At 48.1% G+C, this 12,833-nt stretch carries 7 protein-coding genes and 1 pseudogene; 4 read left to right on the top strand and 4 right to left on the bottom strand.

Annotated elements, in window-relative coordinates; genetic code table 11:
* Positions 1-13: 13 nt before the first annotated feature.
* Positions 14-1,894 (top strand): tetratricopeptide repeat protein, encoded by a 1,881-nt coding sequence (locus tag FIM25_RS03530; protein WP_179953129.1) that lies wholly within the window; start codon positions 14-16, stop codon positions 1,892-1,894.
* Between the two features lie 278 nt (positions 1,895-2,172).
* Here FIM25_RS03530 and FIM25_RS03525 read toward each other — a convergent pair whose 3' ends face one another.
* The 3 genes and pseudogenes from FIM25_RS03525 to FIM25_RS17500 form a co-directional block, all read right to left on the bottom strand.
* Positions 2,173-3,210, bottom strand: a complete 1,038-nt coding sequence (locus tag FIM25_RS03525) for an IS91 family transposase (protein ID WP_139446377.1) — start codon at positions 3,208-3,210, stop codon at positions 2,173-2,175.
* Positions 3,207-3,766, bottom strand: a pseudogene (locus FIM25_RS17860) (tyrosine-type recombinase/integrase). The gene FIM25_RS03525 and the pseudogene FIM25_RS17860 overlap by 4 nt, the downstream one beginning before the upstream one ends.
* A gap of 158 nt (positions 3,767-3,924) precedes the next feature.
* Positions 3,925-4,119, bottom strand: coding sequence for a phage integrase N-terminal SAM-like domain-containing protein (locus FIM25_RS17500; protein WP_246051997.1), 195 nt, complete (start codon positions 4,117-4,119; stop codon positions 3,925-3,927).
* 223 nt (positions 4,120-4,342) lie between these two features.
* On the opposite strand from FIM25_RS17500, the gene FIM25_RS03515 reads away from it, so the two are divergent.
* Positions 4,343-4,756: a hypothetical protein gene (locus FIM25_RS03515; RefSeq protein WP_139446375.1), complete on the top strand. Its 414-nt coding sequence runs from the start codon at positions 4,343-4,345 to the stop codon at positions 4,754-4,756.
* Positions 4,757-4,827: 71 nt separating this feature from the next.
* Here FIM25_RS03515 and FIM25_RS03510 read toward each other — a convergent pair whose 3' ends face one another.
* The gene (locus FIM25_RS03510; RefSeq protein WP_139446373.1) at positions 4,828-9,870 is read right to left on the bottom strand and encodes a diguanylate cyclase domain-containing protein; all 5,043 of its coding nucleotides are present in this window, start codon (positions 9,868-9,870) and stop codon (positions 4,828-4,830) included.
* A gap of 415 nt (positions 9,871-10,285) precedes the next feature.
* Between FIM25_RS03510 and FIM25_RS03505 the strand changes: the two genes are divergently transcribed.
* Both FIM25_RS03505 and FIM25_RS03500 read left to right on the top strand, forming a co-directional pair.
* Positions 10,286-11,368 carry a patatin-like phospholipase family protein gene (locus FIM25_RS03505; protein ID WP_139446371.1) on the top strand — a complete coding sequence of 361 codons (1,083 nt, stop codon included), beginning with the start codon at positions 10,286-10,288 and terminating at the stop codon, positions 11,366-11,368.
* 3 nt (positions 11,369-11,371) lie between these two features.
* A complete protein-coding gene (locus FIM25_RS03500; protein WP_139446368.1) occupies positions 11,372-12,817 on the top strand; it encodes a GntP family permease in 1,446 nt (481 codons plus the stop codon).
* Positions 12,818-12,833: the final 16 nt, after the last annotated feature.

Here is a 12,833-nt window from a genome sequence, read left to right as displayed (position 1 = left end):
TAATAGGAACCATATGAAGACAGGAAGGAATGAAAAGTGTTTTTGCGGTAGTGGGAAAAAGTATAAGAAGTGCTGTATAAATAAAAAGCAGGCCAATTCCAAAGACAGTAAGAGTATTGATGGTTTAATTCATGATGCAGGCATGATGGCTCTTGAACATGATAAAAAATCTATTGATAAATCAATATTAATCTTAAAGAAAGTTTTGCTGGATTCCAATTTGTCGGAAGACAGCCTAAAGAATGCGAAATTAAACTTGTCGGTAGCCTATAGGCATCTTGGTGAGCACAAAAAGGCAATTGATACTCTAGAGGAACTTGAAGAGTTCTACGATGGAGAAAGTGATTTCTCTCAATACATCCTTAATTCACTAGCTATTTCTTATGAGGCACTAGGCTTCTATGATGAATCTTGTCGTATTTATGAGTCATTATTAGAAAGCTGGGAAAATGTTAATTGCAAATCTTCTGAAGATAGAAAAAAGCGAGGAATCTATCTAATAGAGGCTGGAAAGTCTTTCCATTCAAATAAGAACATTGAGAAAGCAATTGAATGCTGGACTAGCTCAATTGAGTACCTACAAGAATTTTCAGAATCCGAAGCAGAACACATAGGGAGAGCACGAGCAAATATTGCATTCGCTAAACTAGGTTCCGACAAAGAGTCAATCCAAAAAGAGGGGATCAATGAACTTGAAGAATCATCCAGAAGAAAGTTAAAAATTGGTGATGCTCAGGGCCTAGCAAATAACTACTGTAATTTGGGTACATATTTTAGGAAAAAGAAGAGATACGCCCGAGCAATTTCATATTATAGAAAAGACTTATTTTTAAGCGAAATGGTAGGGAATAAGAGGGATATTGCATCCACACTTGGAAATTTTGCAACCATGTATGCCGAGCTTAAGCAGTTCAAACAAGGCCGAGAAATGCTTAGGAAAGCAAAGCTCCTTGCTGAGGAGTTATCAGATGATATGTTGCACCATATTTGTGAACAACAACTTAATTATATTAATTCCGAGGCAAAGTTGTGCGGCCTTAATAAAGTTGGGATAGGGGATAAGGCAGAGTGTGCATGTGGTAGCGACAAGCTATACGTTGAATGCTGTGGTTTAGCTGATTTCGAGCCTGTCAGCATGCCTCAAATTTATGGTGGGATTTCAGAAGAAGCGAAAAGAATTCATGATGAAATTAGTTCGACAGGAAGGGCTACTTCTCCATTAGATTTTATTCTCCGAACAATACCAAGACATCAACAAAGAAAGTCCTGGACGGAGCATGGAGTCCATGATGGCTGGATATCTATGAAGGAACTTCCTGATATGGCTTCATTGCACATTATTTCTGCTAAGGAAATGGCCAATAAAGCATCAGGAAACGACGAGTTAAACTCATCGTTATCAGCTGTCATATTAGCCGTATGCCACCTAGAGGCGTTTATTAATCAAGTTTCATACTTTCTGCTTGACAATATTGATCATCCTGAGGTTGAAATTTTGGATATCCCCGACGACCTAAAAGATAAGGGTGCTTACAACTATCAAAGGACAACGAGCCTAGAGGAGAAGTGGAAGGCATTATCTAACTGTCTAAATGGATCAGGCTGGCTTGAAAGCCTTGCTGAATGGAAGGATGTAAAAGATCTTATCTATATTAGAAATGAATTAGTTCATTTTAAAACGAATGGTTATGAGCAGGTTGTACCTCCGCCAAGAACGAAGGGTATCATTTATTCAAAAGTTCCTACTTCGGTCGTTACTCGGGATGAGCCGCATAGCTGGCCGTTTAAGATATTGACGGGGAGCTTAGCGAATTGGGCGGTTGAAATTTCTGAGCGGTTGGTTAATAAAATGAAGGATGACTATAACTCTTCCAGAAGAAGTGGAACAGTATGATGTATGCCAGCCTAACAAATAAGGATAGATCGTGTGAGGGACGAACCACGATCTTATCCGACGTTGAACCAGCCCGTAGCGGCATCCCCGACAGGTTTCTATTATAAGAAAATAGCATTTTTTGGAAGCGGTGTATCCGGAGGTAGTCTGGAAGGAAGAATTTTTTGAGGACGCAGAGGGGCAAAGCCTTTTACAAGGCTCCAAAAAAGCACTGTATTTTCATAGCTTTGCCACCTCCGCTATTCAGTTGATGCCTGGTGATAGCCAAAGAGTCCTTTTCATCCGGGTCTCAGAAGGAAAAACAGAACCTCCATGGGAGCCTTGCAGCGAGGACAGCTGAAAGAAGCTCTTGGGACAGGAGTTATACTCTCAAGCTGGACACGCAGGACATATTGAACGAGTGAAAGCAGCTTTTTGGCTTTGCTATGAAGAAATCCATAGTCCCTGATCCTTCGAAAGCCCTTGGGCAGGACATGCTTAAGGATAAGACGAAGAAAATCCTCGCCCTTCAGCGTCCTGTATCGAATTTTACCTGTGTTTTCGGTGTACCGGAAGGTTACCATCCCATCTTTGCTGGAAATGATATTTTTTTCTGATATCACACCCCGGTAGAGATAACGTGAGAGATATTTGATGGCGGGAAGTCCCTTTCCAACTCCTTTGCATTGCACCACCCATTTCGACCGGATTCCTGTCGGTACCGTCAGACCTTCTTTGTTCAGAGCATCAAGGAAGCGGGCACGAAAAACCTTTGCAAGGGCTTTATCATTGAAAAGATACTTCCCTTTTATTTTCTTCCATTGCTTCCTTAGTTTGTCTATTCCCCCACCCGGAATCACCACATGCAGGTGGGGATGATAATCAAGTCTTCTGGAATGGGTATGAAGCACCATGGTCATGCCAATTTCTGCGCCAAGGTTTTTGGGCTTTAGACCAAAATCCTTCAGTGTACTGGATACACATAAAAAGAAGAGACTGAACACTATCTTCTGATGCCAGTATGCAAGCTCTCTCAATTCATAGGGAAGTGTGAAGGTTACCATGAAATATTCAACCGGAAGCAATTTTTCCTGCTGACGTTCGATCCATTGACTGGCTTCATGGTGCTGGCACTGGGGGCAATTGCGATGGCCACAGGAGAGGGGCCGCCATTCCTGATGACCACAGTCTGTGCACTGGATGAAAATCTCTCCGCAACTTCCGCTGCGGCAACCCCGCATGGCATGAAGGGCTTTCATCTGCCCAGGCAGCAGGGTGTCTTTGTATTTAGCGACAAAGGGTTCGTAGTATTCATCAATGATGTCGGTTATTTTCATGATGGCACCTCCGTTAGATTCCCACGGAGATTGTTTGTAAGCCTGTTGACGGCAAGAAGGCTGTCTTTTTCCGTCACATCGGTAAGATGGGCGTATCTGGCGGTGGTGACTGGGCTGGCATGACCGAGGATTCCCTGAATATGGCGAAGACTTAAGCCCTGTTCAAGAAGGTGGGTGGCAAAACTGTGGCGGAGGGTGTGAATTGAGACTTTTTTTTAATGCCGCATTGTGCAACGATTGCTTTCATGGCCTGCTGRACACCGCCTCTGTCCATAGGGCCTGTTGCCTGACGGATGGTTTCTTTTGAACCWTTTGGGTTGGGAAAAAGCAGCCTCGGGTGTCGGTGTGTTGTCCAAAATGTCCGAAGGACCGCGAGGGTCAGATCCGGGAGCGGCACCAACCGGTCTTTGTTTCCTTTGCCCTGACGAATGTGGACTTTCTGGCGTTTTGCATCAATATCCCCCACCTCAAGGGCCAGGGTTTCACCAAGGCGAAGGCCCATGGAATAGGTGGTGAGCAAAAATACCCGGTAACGATCTGTCTGGGTGGCGGAAATGATCCTTTGAATTTCATCCGGGGTGAGGATATCAGGAAGRGTGTKAACTTTGGGGGGTTTTACAATTTCAACCCATTCCCATTCTTTTTTTAAAACAAACTTCCAGAAGTGCTGAAGGCCGTTTCTGTCTATTTTGATGGTGCTCCAGGAATGGGTTTCTACCAGATCTGCAAAATAGTCCTGCAGGTTCTCTCAGGGCTGAGATTGTCCGGGCAACAGTCAAAGTGACTGCTGACTCTGCGTACCGCTCTGGCATAGGCTTCAATGGTTTTTTGGGCTTTGCCCTGAAGTTTCAGGGTTTTCAGATGATTCTCGTAAAGCCTGTTGAATCGTTTCTGTTCCTGCTGGTTCATGGTACACTCCTTCTATTGCAACCGTAGGTTGCAATAGAAGGAGTGTACCTTATTTTACTCTTTTCTGCTGCGAAGCGGCTGCGTTCAACTATAGGATGTGTAAAATAAAATGGTCTATTGTTGCGCAGTGGAATCCAGAAGCTCGTTATAAGCCAATTGGAAGCGTAAAAGAGGATGACGCCAAGGACATGCTGGATTCTGCAAAGGAGTTAATAAAACAATTATGAAAGAACAAATAGAAAAATTTCAAAAAGCTGAAAAAAGTCTTAGTGAATCGAAAGGGCCGTTTGAATTATTTGCACTGTTTTTGAGAGAAGATTCACCTGAAAGATGGGACCTGCTAATATCGGCTGAATGGGCGAGAGCCAACAAAAAAGCTTCAATTAATACTATAATTGAAGAAATCCGAAAGGAATTATCAGACCCGGAATTGCTTATGTTATCACGTATTGTAATTCTTGATAGGGATGATGAAGCCCTGAAAGCTATACATCGGGCAGGGTGGGTTGAACATGGATTGGCTGAAATATCAGATAGTAATTTTTCAGGTTTAGCCATTAAGCATGCTTATTTAATAACATCACAAAGACAAATCCAGAACCATTCAGCCGAAGCAAAAAGCTGCGCAGCGGATTAGCAAGGCTCTGATAAATCAGTGAAAACCCAATAATTGTTTTTTTTTCTGCGGACATCCCAGCCCACCTTATTTCAGGCAGAAACAACACAGTTCCGGCCCTTTTCCTTGGCCCGGTAAAGGGCCGCATCCGCCTGACGCACAAGATTTTCCGCCGTATCCCCATCCGATGGAATGCAGGTGGCCGTACCGGCACTGATGGTAACTTTGTCTGAAACGGCAGAACTTTCATGGATGATTCCCATATCCTGTACCGCCTGCCGCAGGTCTTCGGCAATTTTTTTTGCTCCATTTTCACAGGTGTCCGGCAGAATCAGGATAAATTCCTCCCCGCCATAACGCGCAAGGAAATCATCGGGCCTGTGGATCTGTGCCCGCAGGGCCGCAGCCACGCCAATGAGACAGTCGTCGCCTTTCTGGTGACCATAGCTGTCATTGTAGTTCTTAAAAAAATCCACATCACACATAATGATACTCAGGGGTTTTTTCTGGCGTTTCATGGATGTCCATGCCTGTTCAAGGCAGACATCGCAGTGGCGGCGGTTGCCAACACCCGTCAGGCCATCCTGATGGGCCAGATCCCGGAGACGGCGGTTGAGTTCTTCGAGTTTTTCCGTGCGTTCCGCCACCCGTTCTTCCAGGGTTTTTGAATATTCCTGTACCTGTTCATAGAGCTTTGCATTTTCAATGGAGATGGCAGCCTGGGAGCAGAGGGTGGTTAGAAGGCTAATGTGCTTTTCGTGAAAGGCCCCTGATGTGAGATTGTTTTCCAGATACAGCACCCCCAGAAGCTTGGACTGTCTTATGATGGGCAGGCAGAAGACGGAAAGGGGCTGCTGGGTGAGGATGTAGGCGTCGCTGGAAAAATCGTGATCCATTCTGGCATTGTCCAGAGATATATGGTGGCCGGACTGGGCCACATACTGTGCCAGACTTAAAGGGTAGGAAGAAAGGGTGTTTTTATCCGGTGTCAGTGTGACAAGGCTTGCGTAGCTGCCCTCTTTCCACCGGGTATGGGCATGGGCCTCAATGCGGAATCCCCCGCCTGCCTTTGGGGTCAGCAGCAGGGCAGACTCTGCTCCGGCACTTTCCAACATAGTGGTCATCAGGGTCTGGAGTAGTCTGTCCAGTACAATTTCACCGGAAATGGCCCGTGTTGCCCGGAGGATGGCATCCAGATCCAGAAGTCTGGTGTCCGGGATAAGGTCGGTATTCAGGCTGGGTTTTGATGCCGGATCTCCGGGAAAACGGTTTTGATCCATATGGGGAAAATGGCGGCGGAGTTCAAGAACCTTGGCATCTGCTCCCCAGAGTTGATAACCCAGCATGGCGTCTTTGATGTGGATGGCGGCATATTTGATGAAATCCTTTTCCAGCCAGAATCGGGCCGCTGCTTCATTGCACAGGGCTTCGATGTTTAAAAAGCCGTTGTTTCTGGCATCTTCAGCGGCCTTTTTATAAAGGCCATGGGCTGCATCTGTATCACCTGCAAGTCTGGCCTTTTCCGCCTGTAGGAGAAGGTGGCGGCAGAGAAAGTTTTCAGGGCAGTTGTCAGACCAGATGTGGTTGTTTTCCGCATAAAGGGCAAATTTATCCGCATAATATGTCTGCTGATTTTTTGGAATATTCTTAAATTCTGCGGCAATGGCAAGGGCAAAATAAAAACCGTGTTCTGCCATGATCATCATGCCGGGTACGGAAAGCATGACCTTTTCAAAGGCCTCACCGTGGTGGATGGCCTCCTGCCATCTGTTGAAATACGAGGCAGAAATCAGCCGGGCAGCATGGTAATAGGCCATGCCCATGGAATTGTTTTCCCTTTCCATGAAGTCCAGATACTTTTTTTCCGTAAGCCTTTCCGTATCAAAACTTTCCGGATTGCCCGTCCGGCCCATGAGGTTCGAGATGAGGTTGAAATTCATCTCAACGATATACTGTACCAGAAGGTAATTGGTTTTTTCCGTTATTTCAACGGCAGTACGGGCTTCCCCATAAAGCTCCGGCAGGGGCGGAGACTGGGCAAGGCGCAGGGGGATTTTATTCATAAAAAGAAAAGCCACATGGATGAGATCCCCCGATTCCAGAGCCGCATGGTAGCTTTTTTCCCAGAGGGGTTCGCAGCTGGAAAATGGCTCTCGCCAGAACTGGGCATAACAGGAAAAATAAATGAGGAGCTTGCCCCGTATGGTGGGATTTTTAATGATATCATTAAGATCAAGTGCCATTCTGCCAAACCGCCAGGCTTCCTCATACCGGTGCTGGTCCGTGATGCAATAGATATAGGCGGAATAGGCATAGGCAGAGATATCCGAGTGTCCGTATTTTAAGCCGATATTCATCATGGCCGTCATCAGGCAGATCATGCACCAGGGCCTGCGGCTGCGGGTCTGGTAGGCTGCGGGCAGGGTATTCATCAGAAGGCGGAGAGCGGCTTCCATGCGCGGGTTGTCAATGGTTGGAATATCCAGAATCTCTTCTATGGAACAGCCCTGCATCAGTTCCCGGAAAGCCTTGTTTAAGATTTCCCGGTCTTCATGGGAGGGATCGGTTTTGAGGACAATGCCCCAACGGCTGAGAACCCCTGTGGTGAGGGTCAGGGCTTCTTCCATGAGGTTGCTGCTGATGTATACCTGAAGCTGACGTTCATGGACCCGGCAGCGGTCCATTTCATCTTTCGTATGGTCCAGCATCTGGTCAAAAAGTATACGGGCCTTCTCAAAATATCCTTGGAAAACATGGCAGTCGGACTGTATCAGCATCAGTTCCAGCCACAGACTGGTATGGTTTTCATGTGCTTTTTCCGGGAGCAGGGAGAGACCGGCAGAGGCGTGCAGGGCTGCGGCATCAATGGCATTGACGGCTTTGGCCTTGTGGGCGGCCTTCAGGTTCAGCTGACAAAGGCGCAGGCGTTCGGCGGCATCCTCTATCAGGGGAATCCCCGCATTGAGGTGACGGGTGACATCAAAAAGATTCAGGCTTTTCAATTCCGGGTCACTGCTCTGCATGAGCCTGCCCGTTTCCAGATGGGTGACAGCCTTGGCCTCTTCGGGAATCAGTCCGTAGGCCGCTTCCTGCACCCGGTCATGGAGAAAACGGTGATGGTTGACCATGGGGGGAGCATCTGCATCATCAGGCGCTGGTTCTGGCTGGGAAAGGGGTTGAATCAGTCCCATGAGAGCAGCCGGAAGAAGATATTTAAAGGTCTGAACCCTTGTGCTTTGTGTAATGATGGCAAGGAGATCCAGTGTAAAGGTATTGCCGATGCAGGCGGCTCTGGATAGAAGGTTTCTTGTGGGAGGAGGGAGTTTTTCAATCCTTGAAACCATGAGATCCACCACATTGCCTGTGATTCCCATGTTTCGTATGCCTTCTATATCCCAGTCCCATGCCTGCTCCTGATCATTGTAGGACAGCTTTTTTTCTTCGTGCAGGGTTTTCAGAAACTGGTTGACAAAAAAGGGATTGCCTCCGGTTTTATCTGAAATAAGATCCGTCAGGCTGATCAGGCTTTCTGCCGGACGGTGAAGGGTATCCGCCACCATCTGACGGATGTCTTCCGTACCAAGTGGCCCCAGAAGTATCTTCCGGGCAAGGGGATTTTTTTTCAGGATATTTTCCATAGTTTTTTCAAGGGGGTGGGCCTTGTTTACTTCATTGTCCCTGTAGGCACCAATGAGAAAAAAATCCTGGATGTCATCGTCTGCTGCAATCTGTTCAATGAGGGAGAGGGAAGAGGGTTCCGCCCACTGCAGATCATCCAGAAAAAGGGTGAGGGGGCGGGCTGGTTCACAGCAGGCCATGAGGAATTTTTTAAAAACCAGATGGAAACGGTTGCTGGCTTCGGCCATTCCCACTTCCGGTACGGGGGGCTGGGGGCCGATGATGTCCTCAAGGTCCGGCAGGCGGTCCACCATGATCTGGCCAAAGGATCCCATGGCACGGATAAGTCGGTTGCGCCGGGCTTCCTGGGCTTCCTTTCCCATTCCCAGATACTGACGTATCAGACCGGAAAATGCCTGTACAATACCGCTGTAGGGAATGCTGCTGTGGAGCTGATCAAACTTTCCCCTGATGAAATAGCCCCATGACTGGGTGATGGGTTTGTACATTTCCTTCACCAGCGTGGTTTTGCCGCATCCGGAGTATCCGCCGATGAAAACACTGCAGTTGCCCCCCTGACTGGCCTGCTCAAAGGACTGAACCAGCGTGTCCACTTCCCTTTTCCGGCCATAAAGGCGCTGGGAGATCTGAAAACGCTCCATACCGTCTTTCTGTCCGATTTCAAAGAATTCTTCATAACCTTTGCGGACCTGTTCAAGGCAGATTTCAAGGTCTGACCTTAGCCCCGGTATGCTCTGATAACGGTCTTCCGGATTTTTTGCCAGAAGCTTCATGACAATGCGGGAGAGGTTTACGGGGATGCCCGGTTTCCGATAATGCAGTTCAGGTGGCTGACGGGCAATATGGCAGTGGATCAGCTCCAGAGGATCTTTGCCGGTAAAGGGCAGGGTGCTGCTAAAAAGCTGGTACAGGGTAACGCCCAGCGCATAATAATCCGTACGGTAATCCACATCGCGGTTCATCCGGCCCGTCTGTTCCGGAGAAATGTAAGCCAGAGAGCCACCCAGACCCTCGGTATGGTGAAAACGGGGCTCTTCACTGGGCAGGATTGTGGTATTGCTGAAACCGATGATTTCCACAAGTCCGTTTTCCGGATTCCACACAATATGGGACGGATTGATGTCCTTATGAATGACCTGAGCCTTATGGACCCGTTCCAGGGCTTCTGTGATGCCGATGGCAAGAAAAAGTCCCTCCCTCAGGCCTGTGTTCCCCTGAAGGATATGATGGTCCAGCGAGCGCCCACCCATATCATCAAAGACCAGCATGATTGTATTTTCGTGTTTTTCCAGCCTGCAACCGCCATAAACACCATGCAGGGCCAGATGCATGCCCGTATTGTGTTCATGCATATACCGCACCACGTCTTCCGGATGATGGGAGCGCAGATGCTTGATGATGCAGTTTTGACCGGTTCTCACATCAATGGCCCTGTAAACTGTGGAGCGGCTGCTTTCATGCAGTGTCGCCCGGATGCCATAATGATTGATTATCATGGAAGCACCGCCCGGTTCAGGTGATGTGCCGACAGATCAAAAAGGACTCCCGACCTTTTCTGTAACCCCTTATGATCTTGCAGATATGGAAAAATAAAGCTGCAGGCGGTCATATGATTTCCTTGTTTCGGGGTGAAGTAGGGACGGTTGAAGGAGGGGTGAAAACAGTTCTGAATAATATACCCGCTTTTTGTCCTGATTGAAATCTGAAAAAACAAAGCAGCATAGGTATTTTGTTTTCAGGCAGCCCTTGCGGTAAGCAGGCAGGTAATCTATATTTCATCATGATCAAATACACGTCTTTTTTCGTTTCAGTCAGGATTCGTGTTTTTTCCGTTTTCGGCTCAGGTATTGAATTATGATGCCGTCTGAATCCGGGATCAGGAACATCACAGTGAAAAAAGGAGCAGAAAGTATGGGATCAGTTACAAATAAAAAGGTTGTGGATCTGGCACTTCAGGGAGGCGGGGCCCACGGAGCTTTGACCTGGGGAGTACTGGATCGTATTCTGGAAGATGAAAGAATAGAAATTGCCACCCTCAGCGGCACCAGTGCCGGAGCCATGAATGCCGTGGTGGTTGCCGCAGGTATGGACTGCGGTGGACGGGAGGGTGCCCGTGAAAACCTTGAAAAATTCTGGAAAGCAGTGAGTGATGGGGCTATGAACTCTCCCATCCAGCGCAGCATCTGGGACAGGCTTACGGACAATTATTCCATGGACAGGTCGCCCAGCTATCTTTTTTTTGAGCAGCTTAGCCGGCAGTTCTCACCCTATGAGCTGAATCCCATGAACATTAATCCCCTGCGGGATCTGGTCAGTTCCATTGTGGATTTTGACTGTGTGAACCACTGCACGGAGATCAAGGTTTTTGTTACGGCCACCAATGTGAGGACTGGCAGGGGTAAAGTCTTTACCCAGCCTGAACTTAGCGTGGATACGGTCATGGCTTCGGCCTGCCTGCCCTTGTTGTTTCAGGCGGTGGAAATAAATGGTGAAGCCTACTGGGACGGAGGCTACATCGGGAATCCGGCCCTGCATCCTTTGGTGGAAGACAAAGCCACAAGGGATCTTATTGTGGTACAGATTAACCCAATGGTCAGGGAAGGCATTCCGAAAACCAGCCGTGAAATAATCAACCGCATCAACGAAATCACCTTTAACTCCAGCCTGATCAAGGAACTCAGGGCCATTGAGCTTCTGCATCAGATCATTGAATCTGGAAAGCTTGAGTCCGAAAGTTACAGGGATGTTCTGGTTCACATCATCCATGCAGATGAAGATCTCAAGGGACTGGAAGCCTCCAGCAAAATGAATGCGGAATGGCCCTATCTGCTTTATCTGAAAGAGAGGGGAAGGAGCTGGGCCAGTCGTTTCCTTGAAAATCATTATGATGATCTGGGAGTTCGTTCCTCCTTTGACCTCAAAACCCTTTTCACGGATACCTTCAGACCGCCGGAAGTGGACGAAACCCCTGTTTCAAAAAAGAAAGGAAGATAGAACATGCTGGGAATTCTGGTTATTCTTGTTGCGCTGGGTCTTCTGATCTATCTGGCTTACCGGGGGGTCAGCCTTCTGATTCTGACACCGGTACTGGCAACCTTTGCCGTGGTGGCCAGTCTTGAAGGGCGTGTGCTGGCAAGTTATACGCAGATTTTCATGGGATCAACGGCGGATTTCATCGCTTTGTATTTTCCTGTTTTTCTGCTGGGTGCGGTTTTTGGAAAACTGATGGAGGATTCCGGCAGTGCCGAAGCCCTGGCTAACGGTATCATCGCCAGGCTGGGAACGGCCCGGGCCATTCTTGCCGTGGTAATATCCTGTGCGGTGATGACCTATGGAGGCGTGTCCCTTTTTGTTGTGGCCTTTGCAGTATATCCCATTGCAGCGGCCCTGTTCCGGCAGGCGGATATTCCCAAAAAACTCATACCCGCCAGCATTGCCTTAGGTGCATTCACCTTTACCATGACAGCCCTGCCGGGAACACCGGCCATACAGAATGCCATACCAATGCCCTACTTTGGTACATCACCCTTTGCAGCCCCCGGTCTGGGTGTGATTACAGCCATGGTGATGTTTACCTTAGGTATGCTCTGGCTGCAGCACAGGGCCAGACAGATGGCGGATGAGGGTTACGGGGAGCATGAAGACAAAGATTTTGTTCCGGACAAGGACCTTCGGGAAAGATCCGCATGCGAGGGCTTTGACCTCATGGAGTTGCCCGCAGAGGAGAAATCAAAGGACAAGCCTTCCTTTACCATTGCTGCCCTGCCACTGGTTCTTGTTATTGCCGTGAACCTGATTTTTACCTTCATACTGATTCCCCTTATGGATACGACCTACTTGTCTCAGCCCCTTTATGGAGACACAAGCATAGAAAAGGTAAGGGGGATATGGTCTGTTATTGCGGCACTGGTGATCTCTCTTGTTCTGCTGATTGCCCTTAACTGGAAGCGGCTGCCTTCTCTGAAACAGTCTTTGGATAACGGAGCCAATGCATCCCTTTTACCCATTTTCAATACGGCAAGCCTTGTGGGTTTTGGCTCGGTCATTGCCTCTCTGGGGGCTTTTCTCTTGATCAGGGACGGGGTTGTGGGGATTGGCGGGGAGAATCCTCTGATATCCCTTGCAATTGGTGTAAATATCCTTGCGGGTATGACGGGTTCTGCTTCCGGCGGGATGAGCATTGCCCTTGCCACCCTGGGAGACACCTACCTGCAGATGGCCCAGGCCTATGATATAAGTCCTGAGCTTTTGCATCGTGTTACAGCCGTGGCCACAGGCGGTCTGGATACCTTGCCCCATAACGGTGCAGTTATAACGCTGCTGGCCATTACGGGGCTGACCCATAAACAGGCCTATTTTGATCTGGCCATAACCGCCATGTTTATTCCTTTTATTTCACTGATTGTCCTGATTACTCTGGGAACGGTTTTTGGCAGCTTTTAGCTTGCTTCCGGCATTG

It is taken from the genome of Desulfobotulus mexicanus, assembly GCF_006175995.1.
In the GTDB taxonomy this organism is placed as follows: Bacteria; Desulfobacterota; Desulfobacteria; order Desulfobacterales; family ASO4-4; genus Desulfobotulus; species Desulfobotulus mexicanus.
This window is presented reverse-complemented; position numbering and strand designations above follow the sequence as displayed.